The sequence below is a fragment of the Martinezella lusitana genome, from assembly GCF_010668395.1.
In the GTDB taxonomy this organism is placed as follows: domain Bacteria; phylum Pseudomonadota; class Alphaproteobacteria; order Rhizobiales; family Rhizobiaceae; genus Rhizobium; species Rhizobium lusitanum_A.
Window position 1 is genome coordinate 79963 of the sequence record NZ_WUEY01000010.1, and the last position, 17788, is coordinate 97750.

At 61.2% G+C, this 17788-nt stretch carries 16 protein-coding genes; 8 read left to right on the forward strand and 8 right to left on the reverse strand.

Translation table 11 applies throughout. The features are described from left to right. Nucleotides 1-76 precede the first annotated feature (76 nt). Genes GR212_RS21070 through GR212_RS21085 form a run of 4 tightly spaced genes read left to right on the forward strand, consistent with a single transcriptional unit; the run spans nucleotide 77 to nucleotide 4673 of the window. Entirely contained in the window at nucleotides 77-1009 is a 933-nt protein-coding gene (locus GR212_RS21070) for a carbohydrate ABC transporter permease (protein ID WP_163989048.1), read from the forward strand. Beyond that, nucleotides 1002-1886, forward strand: coding sequence for a carbohydrate ABC transporter permease (locus GR212_RS21075; protein WP_163989050.1), 885 nt, complete (start codon nucleotides 1002-1004; stop codon nucleotides 1884-1886). Before GR212_RS21070 ends, GR212_RS21075 begins: the two co-directional genes overlap by 8 nt. A 3-nt stretch (nucleotides 1887-1889) precedes the next feature. Continuing rightward, nucleotides 1890-3602, forward strand: a complete 1713-nt coding sequence (locus GR212_RS21080; protein WP_163989053.1) for a GH32 C-terminal domain-containing protein — start codon at nucleotides 1890-1892, stop codon at nucleotides 3600-3602. Nucleotides 3603-3620: 18 nt separating this feature from the next. Continuing rightward, complete coding sequence (locus tag GR212_RS21085; protein ID WP_163989055.1) at nucleotides 3621-4673, forward strand: ABC transporter ATP-binding protein; 1053 nt, start codon at nucleotides 3621-3623, stop codon at nucleotides 4671-4673. 276 nt (nucleotides 4674-4949) lie between these two features. On the opposite strand, the gene GR212_RS21090 is transcribed toward GR212_RS21085, so the two are convergent. The 4 genes from GR212_RS21090 to GR212_RS21105 all read right to left on the reverse strand — a co-directional run bounded on the left by GR212_RS21090 (nucleotide 4950) and on the right by GR212_RS21105 (nucleotide 8667). Next, complete coding sequence (locus GR212_RS21090; RefSeq protein ID WP_112804338.1) at nucleotides 4950-5153, reverse strand: cold-shock protein; 204 nt, start codon at nucleotides 5151-5153, stop codon at nucleotides 4950-4952. A gap of 283 nt (nucleotides 5154-5436) precedes the next feature. Next, nucleotides 5437-6837, reverse strand: a complete 1401-nt coding sequence (locus tag GR212_RS21095; protein ID WP_163989057.1) for an APC family permease — start codon at nucleotides 6835-6837, stop codon at nucleotides 5437-5439. A 59-nt stretch (nucleotides 6838-6896) separates the two neighbouring features. Continuing rightward, nucleotides 6897-7382, reverse strand: coding sequence for a hypothetical protein (locus GR212_RS21100; protein ID WP_163989059.1), 486 nt, complete (start codon nucleotides 7380-7382; stop codon nucleotides 6897-6899). A 94-nt stretch (nucleotides 7383-7476) separates the two neighbouring features. Beyond that, the gene (locus GR212_RS21105; protein ID WP_163989061.1) at nucleotides 7477-8667 is read right to left on the reverse strand and encodes a nitrilase-related carbon-nitrogen hydrolase; all 1191 of its coding nucleotides are present in this window, start codon (nucleotides 8665-8667) and stop codon (nucleotides 7477-7479) included. A 310-nt stretch (nucleotides 8668-8977) separates the two neighbouring features. Here GR212_RS21105 and GR212_RS21110 point away from each other — a divergent pair, with 310 nt between their 5' ends. Further along, nucleotides 8978-9619: a response regulator transcription factor gene (locus tag GR212_RS21110; RefSeq protein WP_348643500.1), complete on the forward strand. Its 642-nt coding sequence runs from the start codon at nucleotides 8978-8980 to the stop codon at nucleotides 9617-9619. 62 nt (nucleotides 9620-9681) lie between these two features. On the opposite strand, the gene GR212_RS21115 is transcribed toward GR212_RS21110, so the two are convergent. Continuing rightward, the gene (locus tag GR212_RS21115; RefSeq protein ID WP_163989065.1) at nucleotides 9682-10662 is read right to left on the reverse strand and encodes an AraC family transcriptional regulator; all 981 of its coding nucleotides are present in this window, start codon (nucleotides 10660-10662) and stop codon (nucleotides 9682-9684) included. Nucleotides 10663-10811: 149 nt separating this feature from the next. On the opposite strand from GR212_RS21115, the gene GR212_RS21120 reads away from it, so the two are divergent. Genes GR212_RS21120 through GR212_RS21130 form a run of 3 tightly spaced genes read left to right on the forward strand, consistent with a single transcriptional unit; the run spans nucleotide 10812 to nucleotide 13417 of the window. Then, the gene (locus tag GR212_RS21120; protein WP_163989066.1) at nucleotides 10812-11315 is read left to right on the forward strand and encodes a flavin reductase family protein; all 504 of its coding nucleotides are present in this window, start codon (nucleotides 10812-10814) and stop codon (nucleotides 11313-11315) included. 53 nt (nucleotides 11316-11368) lie between these two features. Further along, a complete protein-coding gene (locus GR212_RS21125) occupies nucleotides 11369-12154 on the forward strand; it encodes an SDR family oxidoreductase (RefSeq protein ID WP_163989068.1) in 786 nt (261 codons plus the stop codon). A gap of 27 nt (nucleotides 12155-12181) precedes the next feature. Further along, complete coding sequence (locus tag GR212_RS21130) at nucleotides 12182-13417, forward strand: styrene monooxygenase/indole monooxygenase family protein (RefSeq protein ID WP_163989070.1); 1236 nt, start codon at nucleotides 12182-12184, stop codon at nucleotides 13415-13417. A gap of 497 nt (nucleotides 13418-13914) precedes the next feature. On the opposite strand, the gene GR212_RS21135 is transcribed toward GR212_RS21130, so the two are convergent. The 3 genes from GR212_RS21135 to GR212_RS21145 form a co-directional block, all read right to left on the reverse strand. Beyond that, nucleotides 13915-15198, reverse strand: coding sequence for an NAD(P)/FAD-dependent oxidoreductase (locus GR212_RS21135; protein WP_163989072.1), 1284 nt, complete (start codon nucleotides 15196-15198; stop codon nucleotides 13915-13917). A 327-nt stretch (nucleotides 15199-15525) separates the two neighbouring features. Continuing rightward, on the reverse strand, nucleotides 15526-16647 hold the full coding sequence (locus GR212_RS21140; protein ID WP_163989074.1) for a siderophore-interacting protein: 1122 nt from the start codon (nucleotides 16645-16647) through the stop codon (nucleotides 15526-15528). An 18-nt stretch (nucleotides 16648-16665) separates the two neighbouring features. Continuing rightward, nucleotides 16666-17787: an ABC transporter substrate-binding protein gene (locus tag GR212_RS21145; protein WP_246725846.1), complete on the reverse strand. Its 1122-nt coding sequence runs from the start codon at nucleotides 17785-17787 to the stop codon at nucleotides 16666-16668. Between the last annotated feature and the right edge of the window lies 1 nt (nucleotide 17788).

Sequence of the window (17788 nt, forward strand, 5' to 3'; positions counted from 1 at the left end):
CTGATACCCGGGGCCGGCGCTTCAAGCCGGCCCCGAAGAATGACGCCGTGAACCCGACCATTGCGAGGAGGAGACCATGACATTGCAACAATCGTCCGTTGCCGGTCGATCGCGTCCCGGCACGCGCCGCGATCCCGGACGGCTGACCCAGGAAATACTGATGATTGCGCCGGCGGTTCTGCTGCTGGCCTGCTTTCTGATTGCCCCTTTCCTGTTGTCGTTCTGGACGTCGATGACCAACCAGCCGCTGGTGCCGAGGCCGACGCCGGTCCGCTTCATCGGCTTGCAGAATTTCATCCGCATCTTCAACGACCCGTTGTTCTGGACCTCGCTGTGGAACGTGTCGCGGTTCACTCTTTGGGTGCTTCCGGTTCAGTGCGGCATGGCCTTCGCCACCGCATTGCTGCTGCATCAGAAGATTCCCTGCCGCAATCTGCTTCGCAGCATGTTCTTCCTGCCGGCCATCACCTCCATGGTCGTGGTCTGCGTCGTCTGGAGCACGCTATTTCAGTATCCGAGCGGACCGCTCAACCAGATCGTCGGCTTTCTCTCCGCCGGTCACATAAAGCCGATCGATTGGCTCGGCGATCCCAGCTGGGCGATGTTTTCCATCGTGCTGCTGTCCGCCTGGCAGGCTTACGGCTTCCAGATGATCATCTATCTCGCCGGGCTGCAGGGCATACCCGACGAACTTTATGATGCCGCAAGGATCGACGGCGCCAACGCTTTGGGCCGCTTCTGGCATGTGACGATGCCCGGCCTCAGGCCAACCCATGTCTTCGTCCTGGTCATCACCACCATCCAGGCCTTCAAGCTCTATACCCAGGTCGCGATCCTGACCCAGGGCGGCCCGAAGGGAAGTACGGAAACGGTCGTCCATTACATGGTGCGATCCGGGTTTGGCGAGCAGAAGCTCGGTTATGCCTCGGCCGTCTCCGTCATCCTGTTTGTCATCGTGCTCGCAATCGCGCTGCTCCAACGCCAACTGCTGAGGCGCTTCGATGTCTGATATCGCTCTTCCCCAGTCCCTGTCCGTCGTGCGTTCCGGCAGGAGATCCCTGCGCATCGTGCAGACCGTCTGTATCTTCATCATTGCGCTCGTGGTGATCTCGCCGCTGTTCATGCTGTTCATAGCCAGCCTCAAGGAGGATCGTTTCCAGATCCTCGCGGACATGGGCAGTTTCCGGGCCTTCTGGGTTTCGAAGCCGACGCTGGCGAACTTCCAGGAGATCGCCCATTTTTCCGGCGAGCTCGCATTCGGGCGTTATCTCGCCAATTCGCTGTTGATCCTCGTGGTCACGGTCGGCTCGGGCCTCGTCATCAATTCCATGGCCGGTTTCGTCCTGGCGTGGGGATCGTTGCGCGGAAAGGCGATATTGCTGTCGCTCGTGGTGGCGCTTTATATCATCCCGCAGGAGAGCATCATCATGCCGCTTGTGGTGATGATGTCGCGCGCCGGGATGACGGATACCTTCGCGGTGCAGATCCTGCCGTGGGTGGCAAGCCCGCTATACATTTTCCTGTTCTACCAGTTCTTCGCCCAGCTCCCGAAGGAGCTCTACGAAGCCGCCGAAATCGATGGTGCGTCGGTTTTTCGCATCTACCGCTCGATCTACCTGCCGCTCAGCCTTCCGGCGCTTGCGACCGTTTCCATCCTGATGGGCATCGAGAGCTGGAACCAGTATCTCTGGCCGACGCTGGTGACGCAGACGGACTATGCGCGGCCCATCTCCGTCGCCATCGCCACGTTCTTCGGCCAGGACAACATCTACTGGGATCGCGCCATGGCGGCCTCCGTCCTGATGATGCTTCCTATTCTTGCTCTCTATCTGGCGTTCCAGCGCTGGTTCGTGAGCTCATTTATCGGCTCCGCCGTAAAAGGTTGATTGATGACTAGCCAGGCAATAACCACACCACCCGCATTGAAGACGATAGACGCCGAACTTGGCGCAGGCTCCGTCATTCATCTTTGGCTGAAGGCGCGCCGATCTGATCGGACGGCCACGCTCTCGATAAATATCGACGGCGTGAGCATTGTCGATATCGTCGTGGTTCGAACGGAGGAGTTCGAATTCCACGAGGTCACGCTGTCTGTCGGAGGACGAGCCGAGCTCGGTTACAACAGTTCGGATGTCGCCATCTCGGTCATCTATGCCTTCCATCCGGCGCGGGTGCTCGAAGAGGGCATCGAGGTTCTCCATCATGCACCGGAAAATGCTGCGCCCTCCCTGGCAAACGGCTATCATTTCCGACCGCCTTTCGGCTGGATGAACGATCCCAACGGTTTTGGCCGCTTCGGCGGGCTGGCGCATCTCTTCTACCAGCATTATCCGCACAGCCTGCGCTGGAATACCATGCACTGGGGGCATGCGGTTTCGAAGGATTACCTTCGCTGGAAGCACCTGCCGGTCTTCCTGTTTCCATCGGCCGAGCTTTCCGAGCGTGCCGACGGCCGCGGTGGTGCCTTCTCCGGTTCCGCAATCCCTGTTGCCGGACAAGGCGGGGAGGCGATCCGCATCTTCTTCACCGAGCAGATGCGTGACCGCAAGCCGGAGGAGCAGATCCAGCTTTCCGCTCTTTGTAGCGACGAACTCTCGACGCAAACGCCCGCGATCATCCTGCCGGAGCGTCCTGAGGGATTGGGCCTCACGCAAGATTTTCGGGATCCCTATGTGTTCAAGGGGCCGGACAGCGTTTGGAAGATGTTGCTCGGCAGCCGCGACAAGGCAGGCGGTGTCGTGCTCCTCTATGAAACGTCGGACCCGCAGGGGGCGAATGGATGGGTCTTTCTGGGGCCGCTGCACCGCGAGGACCGGTATGGCATGACGGCGGCGGAATGCCCGTGCATGGTGCCGCTGGGCGCCGTGGATGCGGCGCAGACGCGCTGGGCGCTGATTTTCGGGCTTTTGACCAGCCGGGATCCGGCGACGGGCCGGCGCAACATGACGTCCGCGACGGTCGGCCGCTTCGACGGACGCAATTTCCAGCCGGAGCTGGAACAGGAGCTGGATTTCGGCTCCGACGCCTATGCGTTCCAGGCTTTCGTCGACGGGGACGAGCCGGTCGGCATCGCGTGGTTGGCGAACTGGACCGACGTTTCGAAGAGAGAGGACTTTCCAACAGCAATGACCTTGCCGCGCCGCGTCCTGTGGAACGGCGAAGCCGTCCTCACTCCGCCGGTCGAAAGCGCCGAAGGACTTCGTCAATCGTTGCTCGACGATCGCCGGCTGGCCGGCGGCGATCGTCTGGAATTCGAAAACGGCGCAATCGAAATCGAGCTCGACCTGTCCGTTGCCGGCGGGCCGTTCGAACTGCTCTTCGAACATCCGGAGGTCGATCTCGGATTGCGGCTCGGCGCCGATGGCCTGGAAATTCTCTTCGATCGCCGGAATGGCAAGACATCGCCCCGCTATCTGGCGGCCGGTGCGCGCCCTTCGCATCTGCGTATCTTCCTGGATGCCGGATCGATCGAGGTTTTTGCCGATAACGGCCGCTGGACCGGAACGAAGCGCCTGCCGGACTTTGCCGAGATGCGCGCCGCGCGCCTGTCGGCCGCCGAAGGCGTCGTCCTTTCTGCCCGCGTCTGGCAGCTCAAACTTTAACCGGGAGGAGATACTATCATGGCATCCGTCGCAATCGATCAGGTCCATAAACAATATGGCGCCGCATCCGTGATCCACGGCGTCTCCGTCCACATCGAGGATGGCGAGTTCGTCACCCTTGTCGGTCCCTCCGGCTGCGGCAAGTCCACCCTGCTGCGCATGCTGGCGGGACTGGAGGACATTAGCGGTGGCCAGATCATGATCGGGGGCCGCGTCGTCAACGATGTACCGCCCAAGGAGCGCGACATCGCCATGGTTTTTCAGAGCTATGCGCTCTATCCGCATATGACGGTTGAGGAAAACATGGGCTTCGCCCTGAAACTGCAAGGCCAGGGCAAGGCGGCGATTGCGAAACGTGTTCGCGAGGCGGCCGGCATTCTGGCTCTTGAGCCGCTCCTGGGCCGGCTGCCCAAGCAGCTTTCGGGCGGTCAGCGGCAGCGCGTCGCGATGGGACGCGCCATCGTGCGCCACCCGAAGGTATTTCTGTTCGATGAGCCCTTGTCCAACCTCGACGCCAAGCTCCGCGTGACCATGCGCGCCGAGATCAAGCAATTGCACCAGCGTCTGAAGACGACGACGGTCTACGTCACCCACGATCAGGTGGAAGCCATGACGATGGCCGACAAGATCGTCGTCATGCGAGCCGGTCGCATCGAGCAGGTAGGCCGGCCGCTGGAGCTTTACGATCGGCCGGCGAACACCTTTGTCGCAACGTTCATAGGCTCTCCCGCGATGAACCTTTTTGAGGGAAAGGTCGATGACGGGCGCTTCGTGCTCGATGACGGTACGGTATTTCCCTTGCCTGCCGGCACACACAATGCCCAGATCCGCAGCTATGGCATCAGGCCCGAACATCTGGCCATTTCCGATGGCGAACCGGGCGTTGCCGCGACGGTTCAACTCGTTGAGCCAACCGGCGCGGAAACGATGCTGGTCGCGAAAATCGGCAACCAGACCGCGACGATCGTACTTCGCGACCGCATCGACGTCCGATCAGGGCAGAACATCACGTTGAGCGTCGACCAGACAAAGGTTCATCTGTTCGATGGCGCTGGAGCCAGAATATCGTAGGCTATTGGAGCCTATGAGGCGTGAGCGGAGGAGTTTGGGAGAGGCTCCCTGAAATTCAGGAGCATGATCGATGCCTTCCGCAATGCTGAAGGCTGCAGGCCGGATTTGAAGAGTGTGAGTTTCATGCCGGACCGCGACCTGCGCGCGGATCGAGCCAACCGGCATATCTCGTCTGCAAGCGCGGTCTCTTGCGGAAAATCCCGGCAGGCGCTCCATGGCCAAGGCGCTTGCCCGAGAGCACTACCCGAGAATCGGGTAGTGCCTTGTCTACGGTAATCAGAGCGGCCTGACGTTTTCCGCCTTGGACTTGCCGGTCTTGCGATCCTGACCCAGATCGTAGGAAACCGACTGTCCCTCTCTCAGCACGTCGCCATATTGCAGTGCGGAGACATGCACAAAAACATCAGCTCCTCCGGTTTCCGGGGTGATGAAGCCAAAGCCTTTGTCGGTGTTGAAAAACTTAACCTTGCCAGTCGGCATGAGAATCCTCTTGTTCTTCTCGTTAATCGCGTCGGCAATCTAGCGGTCAGCTATCGATGGATCAAGCTGATCTGCGGCAGACGCCGGGGGAGATCTTAGGATTTATTGCATGAAATGGGTATTCGGGGGCATTTTTCTCTGTCGCTCCGTTGCGAGCATATTCAGTGCGCAACCCGCGCGACGGCGCTCGCCGCTCCTTTCCAGATCATATCGTGAAGGTCTCGTGTTGCTGCCGGTCGGGAGGATCGAGCCGTATCTTCATCCGTCCCCTCCCATTTTTCCATCAGCCTACGGCCGCCATCTTGCCTGTCTGCTTCGAGCCGCGGGCCACGATCATGCCGATCACTGCCGCGATCGGGATAAGCCAGGGCGCGTAGTCGAGGAAGCCGAGGCTGCCTGTGAGTGTCGAATAGTTGATGATGATCAACACTGCCGCCGCCACGAGGCCGGCGCTCGCAAGGATGGCGATCAGCAGGTTGAGCGTTGACCCCGGTTCCTTGCTCGTCCGCCAGGTAAACACGCAGACGGACACGGAGGTGGCTGCCTGCAGCAGGATGATGCCGAGTGCGGCAAGGCCGAAGGTGCTGGACAGCACGGTCATCAGCGGATCGGCCCCGCCGATCGCAAAGAGCGCGACCAGGAGCGATGTGATGACCGTGACCACGACGCTGGCTATATGCGGCGACTGCAGTCGCGGATGCAGGTTGCCGAGCATCCCCGGCAGCATGCCTTCACGACCGAGCGAGAAGAGATAGCGTGAGGCGGCGTTGTGAAGCGCGATCGTCGCAGCCAGCGCGCTGGTCACCATCAGAAATTCGACCGCAACGGTAAACACCGGATATGTGTATTGGCCGAAGGCCCTGAAAACGAGCGTGCCGGGATTTTCGCCGGCGGCGGCCACGACCTTGTCGTCACCGAAAGCGACAATGACGCTCCACATGGCGATAGCATAGAAGACCGCGATGAAGATGACGGCTGCGATCAATGCCCGGCTGACCGTCTTGTGCCCCTCGCGCGCTTCCTCGCTGTAGATGGCAGCGGATTCGAAACCCAGGAACGACACGAAAGCGAACATCAGGCCGACGCCGAAGGAGCCGCTGAAGATGGTGGAGGGGCTGAAGGACGTATAGGTGACATGCGCCGGGCTGCCGGGAGAAAAGACGGAAATGGTCAGAACCACCAGGATCAGCACTTCGAGCGTGAGGAACACCGCCAGCAGGCGGGCGCCGAGCGTGATCTCGCGATAGCCGATCAGCGCCACCACTGCCAGGGCAAGCGCTGCCCAGACCACCCAGGAAAGATCGACATGGAGGTTTTCGGCGAAAAATACATTGGCGAAAAAGCCGAAACCGGCGGCGCTGCCGACCACCATCATGCCGTAGACGACGATGGCGACGAAAGCCGCCGCACCGCCCGCATAGGGACCAAGCCCGTGCCGCACATAGGCGTAAAACGCGCCCGAATGCTGGATGTGCGGGCTCATGCGCACGAAGCCGACTGCAAACAGGATCAGCACCAGACCGGCGATGAGATAGGACCCTGGCATGCCGACGCCGTTCCCGAGCAAGACTCCGAGCGCGCCGTTGCCGGCGACGGCGGCAAGCGGCGCGGCCGCGGCGACGACCAGAAAAAAGATATCAAGCGTGTGCAAGGTGCGCTTGGGCGCAGTTGAAAATGTAGACATGACTTGGTGTCCGAATAGGGGCTGGGGGAACGGTTGGCCGCAGTTGGCGTGACATCTGCTCACGGCAGCGTGACGCGCCTTCCTTCGAGCGCGGTCGGAAAAGGACCGCGCAGCACCTTGTCATTTTCGTCGTAGAACTTGGCCGAGGCGGTTCCGGTCAGCTTGTCGCCGGCAACGTCGATCTCGTAGGAAATCTCGCCGCGGGTGGCAAATTTGTGCGTCGTGCGATCGGCGGTGATCTCGACGAACTTGCCGATCACCTTCTTGCCGTCCTTGCGAACCCATACACCCTTGCCGTCGCTGTCGCTGGTATTCTCGTCGCCGGCGTCGGGGTTGGCCTGCTGCATCGTGCCGTCGGCATTGAAGACGAACATGTGATATTGGAAGGGGGCATCGGGCGCCTTGACGATCCAGGTGCCGACGATGCCGTCGGTGTTGGCCGCAGCGGCCGGCGCGACCAGACCGGCGGCCGAAAGAAGTGCGGCGAAGGCCGGCGCGGCCAGCTTTCGCGGAAGCGGCATCGCGGAAAATTGCAAAGCAAACATGGTAGTCTCTCCCAGTTGAGTTTGGTGTTACCAGCGACGGTTTCCGTTCCGAAACCCCTTTTGTTTTCTGTCGGAACGGAGGGCGCCGATGAGATCAGCTGTTGTGCCAGGGTCGCCACATGACCTTGGCTTCATTCCAGTCGTCCTCGCCATCCGGTGAAGACGGCGTGTAGCGCGCGCCCGGCACCTCATGCGCGGGCAATGTCCATGATCCGCGCTCGACAAGCCTGCCGATATTGGCGCGGTAGACCTCATCCACAGCGGCATGGCGCTCCGGATCCTTGTCGAGCCAGAGGTTGCGCGGATGGATCGGCTTTTCATACATGCGAGCGAAGAGTTCGGTCCTCAGATCTTTCATCCAGTTGGAATTGAGATTCATGGTGCGGAACTGGCGCAGCGCCTCGATGTCGATGAGGCTGGCCACCATCGTGTTGGCGCCGCTGGCGGCATAGGATGCAATGTTGCCGCGATAATCGACGATGTGGCCGTTGCCGCCAGCAATGTCGATCGGATGTTTCGAGCTTGGCGACAGGTAGACCGGGCCGATATTGGGGCACAGCATGTAGACGCTGTTGAACTCCGCATGCGCCCGGTTCTGGATCATCCAGCTGCCGCCGCCGGGATAGCCCGAGCCGGTCATCGGCATGGCTTCCGACGGACGATAGACCACCTCGGCGCCGTTGAAGGCGAGTGCGCGCACCGCCTCCGGATATTCGCCGTCGGAACAGCAGATCGTGCCGATATTGCCGATGTCATTGGTGCGAAGCACCGGGTAGAAGGCCTCGATCCCGTCACCGAAGACTTCGACCCAGCGATCGTAGATATCGTGCGGCGTGCAACTGCGTTCGCGGCACCAGAGATGGTTCTTGGCGGCGCGGTGGACGATCTCGCCCTTGCGGTCTATGACGAACAGCGTGTTGAAGAAGCGGTCCTTCATGATATCGGGCCAGCGCGCCTTGCACTGGCCGATGATGTAGGTGTCATAATGCCTTGCCAGCTTGCCGAGGGCTTCCGTTTCTTCGCCCGGAAGGTCGATGAACATTTCCTTGGCGGCCGTCACATGCGGGACATCGAAAATTTCGTCGGTGAAGCCGGTGAGAGCGCCCTCGGCAAGTGCGATGACGCGCACCGGCGCATTGATCGAGCAGATCGACACGGATGCATGGATCGCTTCCTCGATCGTTTCGAGATTGTGGCGAATATGCCTCCGTTCGGCGATCCCGGTGACGATCGTCGAGAGACCGATCGCCATATAGGGGGCGACATATTCAGGACGCATGCTCATTTCGAACTCCGCTGGATGCCGGTGCAGAGGGCGGGGGCGATCGAAATCGACCGGTCATGCCCGCCCGCCGTACTCATGACAATTCAAGATCTGCCGGACGTTAGGAAAGTTGTCGGGTCATGGCTATGATACCGAGGTATTATGCCCTGGTGCCGCACAGGAGGCCGCCGCGCCAACGGTTCGGGCAGTTGACAATCGTCCACGGCTGCTGCTTCAATGCAGAAATGTGACATATTCATCGGCTTTTCCCATGGTTGGAGCAGCAAGCTCATTCGGATCGCGCAGCTTCGCGGAACAGTTCTTGGGTGTCGTGGCATCGGTCATGCCGCTGAGCGGTTGTTGCTTTTATCGGGTCAATGACGGCCGCCATGTCATGGACCATCAGCTGTTCAATCTCTCGCCCTACTGGGAGCAGCGCTACTATCATCATTTCTGGCGCATCGATCCGCTGCATCCGCGGCGCGTCACGGCCGGGACATCGCGGCTGCGGATGCTGAGCCGGGAGAATGCCGGCCGGGATGAGGGCGGCACGGAATATTTCGAGCAGTTCCTGCAGCCCCAGAACACATCCTTCCAGACGGAGCTCTACTTCTGGACCGGATCGCGGATCGTTGCGGGCGCGTCATTGCTGCGCAGCGACGCACAGGGGGCGTTCACCGAGCAGAATGCCAGTTTTCTCGACAAGCTCGTCGAGTTCACCGCGAGCAGTTGCATCATCGATGATTGCAACAGCACGGGTTGGAACGGACTGCAGACCATGACGCCCCGCGAGCGCGAGATTGCCTATCTGGTCGGCGAAGCGATCTGCAACAAGGAAATCGGCCGCCGGCTGAACATAGAGCTGCCGACGGTCAAGGCGCATGTCAGCCGGATCCTGGCCAAGACCGGCGCCAGCAGCAGAGCTGAATTCATAAAGAAAATGCAGTCGCGCCAGCTTGATGTCGTGAGCTGAACGCTCGCCCGGCACCTGAGTGTCCCGACATTTGACGGCATCGCGCAGCACCGGCGCCGCCGTCATTTGCGTCGGCGCAGCGTCTCGGACGGTGTTTCGCCGAAGCAGTCACGGTAGGCTGCGGCCGCGCGCCCGAGATGGCCAAGGCCAGCGGCAAAGGCGGCTTCGGCGACGGAGCCGGCACCCCCACAGGCAAGCAGATTGCTGCGGAACCGTGTAAGGCGCAGGGCCTGCAATCCATCGCTCAGCGTCATGCCCTTGGCCTTGCGGTAGGCATTCTGCAGCGAGCGCAGCGAACCACCCGACGCTTTTGCTATTTCCGCCATGGCGATCGGCCGTTCGGCATGGGCCTCCATGAAATCCTGCGCGCGCCGCACGGCGACCGGATCGGCCGATGGCGCGGGCCGCGACAACAGCATCGTCTTGTTGCTTGCAAGTCCCGTCAGCAACAACGTCGTTATGCCGTCGCGCAGGGTTGTCTTGTAGGCGTCGGCAATGCCGTGGCTTGTTTCTGCGGCGCCAAGCATCAGTTGCGCATGCTGCCAGATTGCCGCTCCGACGGGAATGGTAAGATCGACGGCGGCATCGAACTCTATCGCCCGGCAGGCCTGATGCGTCAGGCTTTCGAACTGCGCCTCCAGGGCCTCGCGCCGGATGAGGATGATGAGCTTCTGGCAGCCTTCGTTCCAGACCATGCGTGAGCCGAGCGTGGGCGATAGCACCGAGCCTCGCAAGCCCGCGCCGACATCCGCGATCTGAGTGCCACAACGCACCGTGGCCGCCCCCGCGATCGGCAACTGCAACAGGAAGAAGCGCGACAGCTCGCCCGGATCGATTTCCACCGCGGAGCCATAGGCGACGAAATTAACCGAATAGTCCGCCTGCTCCACCGTATGGTGGCGGGCATGGAACGAGACCGGATTACGCTCCAGCGGGTTGAGGAAATGCGGGCAGAATATCCGGCCGATCGCTTCGCGCGCCGCTTCGGGCGAGCGCGTATTCACGGCTGCGAAACGGGAAAGCGGCACATGCTCTGTCGGCATCGGGTTTCCTTACGCCCGGTGGAAAGCTTCGGCGCATTCTTGCCGAATCCGGATAATCCTCGCGCGATCCGGATTGTGAAAGCGCCTTTCCGAGCGGAACATCAACTTACTTTAAATCTAAAGCGAATGGAAGTCTGGGGAGTTTGACGATGGACAGGGATGAGTTCCGTTCAGCGATGCGCCAGGTGGTCGGCGCCGTGACAGTGGTGACGACGCGCGGCGTCAATGGCGAACCGCGCGGCGTTACGGCCACCGCCGTCTGTTCGCTCACGGTCGAGCCTCCCTCGGTGATCGCTTGCGTTCACCGTGACACCTGGGTCGGGCAATTCGTTCCCGAGAGCGGCAATTTCTGTGTCAATGTCCTGACGCGCGAGCAGCAGCCGGTCGCCGAAACATTCGCCGGCCGCACCGGCCATGCCGCCGCGGACCGCTTTCAGGTCGGCGCCTGGGCGGATCATGAAACCGGCGCACCCGTCCTTCAGGATGCGGTGGCCAGTTTCGACTGCGACCTCGACCAGGCCGTGGAATTCGCCACGCATGTGATCCTGATCGGCCGTGTCCGCAAGACGGTGAGCGGCGGCGGTAACGCCGAGCCCCTGGTCTATGTCGATGGCGGGTTCACCACGACGCAGATCGCGCCGGCGACGGTTTAGGTCTCGATATACCAGCTTGTGCACAATCCTTAAGAAACGGAGTGGGGACTATCATGCGGGGATTGAACGGAAAAACAGCGATCATCTCGGGTGGCGCGACGCTGATCGGCCAGGCCGTGGCCGAAATACTGATCGGCTACGACACCCGGGTGGTGATTGCCGATATCAACGAGGCGGATGGCGCAGCGGTCGCCGCCCGGCTTGGCGACAAGGCGACCTTCATCAAGACCGATATCACCAGTGACGAAGAGATCGCAGCGCTGGTGGCGAAGACGGTGGAGACGACCGGCAGGCTGGACTTCCTCGTCAACGTTGCCTGCACCTATCTCGACAACGGCGCCGAGACCAACCGATCCGACTGGCTGAAGGCGCTGGACGTCAATATCGTCAGCTCCGTCATGCTGATGCAGGCAGCGCACCCGCATCTCAAGGCCAACAAAGGCGCGATCGTCAATTTCGGGTCGATCTCGGCGCGGGTGGCCCAGACCGGGCGCTGGGTCTATCCGGTCTCGAAGGCGGCGATCCTGCAGCTTACCCGCAACCAGGCGATGGATCTGGCGCCAGACGGTATTCGCGTCAACGCCGTCTCGCCCGGCTGGACCTGGAGCAACATCATGGTGCAGCTCACCCATGGCGACCGGGAGAAGACGAACAGGGTGGCCGCGCCCTTCCATCTGCTCGGCCGCACCGGCAATCCGGAGGAGGTCGCCGAGGCGGTCGCCTTCCTGCTTTCCGACAATGCCAGCTTCGTCACCGGCACCGATATCTGCGTCGACGGTGGCTATACCGCGATGGGGCCGGAGCAGAATGTTCCGGCCATTCCGAAGCTGATGGACTGAACGACAACAAGAACGGGGAACAAAACAATGAGCAAACGCAAGATCACCATCGTCGGCGGGGGCCAATCCGGCCTGCAGCTTGGTTGCGGCCTGCTTTCCAACGGTTACGACGTCGAGATTGTCCAGAACCGGACGGCCGATGAAATTCGAGCCGGCAAGGTCCTGTCCAGCCAGTGCATGTTCGGCGAGGCGCTGGCAAACGAGCGCGAACTGGGCCTGAACTTCTGGGATGCGGAGTGCCCGACGGTCGATTCGATCAATTTCTGCGTTCCGGCGCCGGACGGCTCCGGCAACAAGGCGATCGACTGGAACGGCAAGTTGGACCGTGCCGGCCGGAGCGTCGACCAACGCGTGAAGATTCCGCGCTGGTTGACGGAATTCGAGCGTCGCGGCGGCACGATCACCATCCGCGATGCCGGCATCGACGACCTCGAGGCCTACGCGAAATCATCCGACCTCGTCATCGTGGCGGCCGGCAAGGGCGAAATCGCCAGGCTTTTCGAACGCGATGCGGAGAAATCGCCCTTCGACAAGCCGCAGCGGGCGCTGGCGCTGACCTATGTCAAGGGCATGCTGCCGCGCGCCGACCATTCGGCGGTCAGTTTCAACCTCATCCCGACAGTCGGCGAGTATTTCGTTTTCCCGGCCCTGACGGTAAACGGCCCCTGCGATATCATGGTGTTCGAGGGCATCCCCGGCGGCCCGATGGATTGCTGGAAGGATGTGAAGACGCCGGCCGAACATCTGGCCAAGTCGCTCTGGGTCCTCGACACCTTCCTGCCGTGGGAGGCCGAGCGCAACAGGAACGTGACGCTGACGGACGACAATGGCATCCTCGCCGGCGCCTTTGCTCCAACGGTGCGCAAGCCGATCGGCAGGCTTCCTTCCGGTGCGCCCGTGCTCGGCATGGCCGACGCCGTGGTGCTGAACGATCCGATCACCGGACAGGGCTCCAACAACGCCTCAAAGGCGGCCAAGGCCTATCTCGACGCGATCCTCGCTCATGGCAACAGGCCCTATGACGCCGCCTTCATGCAGGCGACCTTCGACGGCTACTGGAACTACGCGCAATACGTCACCGGCTGGACCAACGCACTCCTGCAGCCGCCGCCACCGCATGTGCTCAATATCATGGGCGCCGCGCAGGCCTATCCGGAACTGGCCAAACGCATCGCCAACGGTTTTGACAACCCACCCGATTTCTTTCCGTGGTTCGCCATCCCGGAAGAGGCCGATGCCTACCTGAAGAAGCTGGCCGCCTAGCTGTTCTGGCCCGGCATTTAGCGGTGTAAAATTGCTTTCGTGAGACCGGAAGAGCCTATGGCACCGGTTCTACACGCCGGCGCCCCGGCAACACGACGCCATTCGAGAAGGGCCGCAGCGACCAAAAGCTGCGGCCCCCTCAAGATCAGCCGCGCCATCGCTATCCGCTACGATCAAGGCACATTTTGTATAGCCAAATAGCCGGCTCAAATTCGTCCACACGGCCTAGCCGCATCCAAACTTGAATCATTATCCAAAGATGATGATGTGGGTCGGATAGGAAGTGCCTCGCGCGGAGAAAGGTGGCTAATGACCCATCATCCAGATACCTTGGCGTCCAAAGCAGCCGGTGGCCTTTGTCGGCGTTGTCGGGCTCCTGCGATGCAAGGTTGGGGGCTGCGGCGGTCAAGCCAGGGGCATTGATCGCAAATGTCGGAAATATCGCAAAACGAGGACATGACGGCAAGGAGCGGCGAGGGGTCTGCCCTCGCCTGTCCTTAGAATCGGGCATCCGCGAGGTGAGCGATTTGTGCGCCGACCTCGTAATATGCCTCCTTTACGGATCTGAACGTCTCGGTCTTCGGCTCGCTGACCGGCAGCGGCAGGCCGGCGTCGTTCATCTCGCCGGAAATGTAGGAGGCGAGAACCTTTCCGAAGGTCGTGCCTGGAGCGATGCCGCGTCCGTTATATCCGCTGAACCCGATGACGTTCTCGTCGAACTTGTGGAAGCGCGGAACCGCATCCGATGTCATTCCGATCTTTCCATACCAGGCGGTTTCAAATTCGACGTTTCCGAGCTGCGGAAACAAGCGCTTCAGCGATCTCTTCGCCCAGGATTGATGAATGGCGTGACCCGAGTTTCGCAGCGCTCCAACGCTTCCGAAAACCAGCCTGCCGCGCTGATCCATGCGGAATGACGAAAGGATCTCCTTGGTATCCCAGCATCCCTCGCGGTTCGGGAGGATCGTCCTGCGCAAATTGTCGGAAAGAGGGGCTGTCGCGAGATTGAAATAGGGCAGGTGAACCTGTTCCTCCCTGACGATTTTCCAAGGGCCTGTCGAATAGGCATCGGTGGCGACGATGATCCATTTGCTGGATACGGAGCCGCCGGCGGTCTTGACCAGCCATCCGGCGCCGCTCCTGTCCGCGGAGACGACCGGGCTATTGGTGAAAATCTTAACGCCTTCTCTGATCGCCGCAGTCGCGAGGCCACGAACGTAGGCAAGCGGCTGCAAAGTACCGGCCCGAGGGTCGAAAAGAGCGCCGGAATACGCGTCCGATCCCACGCGGCGGCGCGTCTCGTCCGCATCGAGCCGCTCCAAAGGTGCGCCGCGCGCAACCCATTGGCGGTGACGGGCATCAAGCTCCTCGACGCCGCCTGCGCCGACGGCAAGATGAAGGGTTCCGTTTCTCTCGAGCTCGCACGGTATGGCGTATTCATCGATGGTGTCGCGCACGACCACCGGGGCATCCGAGAGAAGCTTCAGGCACTTCTCGCCGTATTCGGCGCCCAGCACGCCGGGAATGTCGTCGGGCATCACCCACATGCCGCCATTGATCAGGCCGACGTTTCGGCCAGACGCTCCGAACCCGATTTCCACTGCCTCCAGAACCGTGGAGGTGATGCCTTTCCGCGCCAGGTGAAGTGCGGCGGACAAACCGGTGAACCCGCCGCCGACAATGGTCACTTCCGTCGTCGCTGCCGTGGAAAGCACTGTCGTTTTCGGCGGGGCTGGCGCAGTTTTTTCCCAAAGCCCATGGGACAGCGGATTGTTTTGCATCACGGTTTCTTCCAGGCAGACAGAGGATCAAGCCAAGATAAGCAAAATAGGGGCAATGAGAAATTGCGTGTTCCTCAACACGTTATTCCGAGACGGAATGAAGTGCCGTCCTGCCTTGGCGGCCGCCGTGCGGAGCCGGCGTTGCAAATCCCGATGCGTGTCCCCCGCCTAACGAGGTGCGCGGCCCGTAGAAATGGCCGCCGGCAGCCATGTTCATAAACCAGCACATACCGAGAGGGCTGGTCACGAATGGCGGATCAGACCAAAAGTCCATCGTGCATCCACCGTTCCGCCAGACGAAGCGAGCGGTTGGCTGCATGCGCCCTTTCATTGCGGCAGGTATGCCTCGGCGCCCGTTGCAATGATCTGCTCTTCGCTGAGGGATCTATGCCAATGCGAGTAGAGCACGAAGCGCTCTTTCGAAAGCTCGATTTCTTTTCGCAGATGACGATAGATTGCGCTGAACGCCTTATGCTCGCACCCGCCCCAGAAGAACGCCTCTCCCCGGTTTTTCGGCCATAGCACCGAACGGACGGCATCCGGCAGCAAGGTCGTCGTACCCGCAGTGGCGCCATTGCGGTGAAGCCAATGAACCGTCACGCCCGAAGGGCATTCCAACGGCAACTCGTCGGCCTTGCCGTCCACCTCGACAAACGCATGGCCCGTGGCGTCGCGGGAAAGAGATTCAAGGATTCTCGCAATCCCCGGCAAGGCCGTTTCGTCTCCGGCGAGCACATGGAATTTTGCGGGCTTCGGTCCGTTGGCGGCAGGTCCCAGAATGCCGACCAGGTCTCCCGCACGGGCATCCATTGCCCATTGCGTCGCGGGGCCTGCATGGGCATGGAGCGCGAAGTCTATTGTGATCTCCTGCCGGCCGGTGTCGATGCGCCGGATTGTGTAGACGCGTGTCGGAACGGCGGAGTTCCTCGGCCAGACGACATGGCCCAGATGGTCGAGCATCGGCCAATGCGGCGTGGCAATGCCGCGTGGCTGGAAGATGAGCCGACAGTGCAGCTGGTCGTCGCGGTCATAGCGCTCGAGGTTCTCGCCCTTGAAGGTTATCCGGCGGAAACGGGAGGTAATATCTTCGATCGATCTTACATGCAGCAGCCTGAGATCCTCGGGAAGAGTGGGCGCCGTGTGGTCGCCCTCCCACCGGATATCCAGTTTTTCGCGTGCGGCAATGAAACAGATCGGGCCGACCAGCGCGTGCTTCAAACGGTTGATCCCGCCGGGATCTGCGGCTTCGACCGTCAGTTTGAAACCGCCCTGCCTGGCCTCGAATGTGGCTTTCCCGAACGGCGATCGGATGTGGTGGACTGCGCCCCGCTTTTCGATGGTCATGTCGTGGGTTGCGATAGCCTCCACGATCGGATCGACATATTCGTCAATCCTTGCAAATTGCACCGCTGCGCTTGCGCTATAGCGTCTATTGGCAGTTGAACTCATAGAAACCGGCTCCATAAATCAGATCGAGACCCAAAGCGGCCCCTCGATCGGGAACGCCGCGAAGTCCTTGTTGATCGCTTCCAGCATCGCGTCGGGATCGAGGTCGGCGGATAGTTCGGGATGAAGCCATTTGGCGGCCAGGGCCACAAACAGGGCATTCAGTGGCAGATTGGAGATCAGCCCTGTCCAAATCCCGTACACGCGCTTGTTGCGGACGCTCGAGAGCTGGCTGAAGCCCGTTCTGCCATCGACCAACCGTTGCAGGCCCTCGCGGCCGAGCTTCGGATCGATACCGGGACCGATGGCGGGACGGCTGCCCGAGGCCCAGCCGCCGCCCGAAGCGATATAGACGTCATGCGGCGTGGCCAGGACATATTCAAGGGCGAGTTGCTGGAACCATGGTGCTGTCACGCCGGGCAGGGGTTGACCGCCGGCCCGCGCCAGCAACTCGCCCCAGACCTTGCGCCCTGCCGCCCAGCAGCAATCGTCCACTGTGGACTGGACTTCCAGATAGGTCGTCACCGGCGGCCTATTCTTGACGAGAGCAGCGATCTTGGTCAGCTCCTTGTCGAAGAAGGAAATGAAAGCCTCCGCCTTGTCCGGCGCATCGAGAAGCGTACCCCACATGCGCATGGACGCCGTGAGTTCGGCGACCGGGTCGCTTGCCTGCCCGCCGGTTTCGCTGTTGCTCGCGGCGTCGCTGTACGCCACCGCAATGCCCAGCTGCCTCAGCTGCTCCACCATAGGATTGTTGTCGCCGTCGGGCGTCATGAAGGCATTCGTCACCACGAGATCCGGCGAGAGACCGATCAGTCCTTCCAGGGATATGGTGTCGGGTGTCTGCTTGCCGACGACACTGGGCGAATGACCGTTCAGAAGGCGTGTCTGCAAAAGCTCGCTGTCGATTCTGTCCACAGCGGCCCAGCCGACCACCAGCGAGGCCGGATCGGGATGCAGCAGGGACATGGTCAGCAGATCGTGGGCTTCGAGCAGGATGATTCTTTTCGGCGGGGCGGCGAGCTGCAACTCGCGCCCCGCCAGATCGACGACCTTGAGCGATGGCTGCGCCAGGGCGGGCTCGATCCGCGAAAGGATCGCGGCGGCGGCAATGGATGTGCAGAACCGGCGTCTCGTTATCATC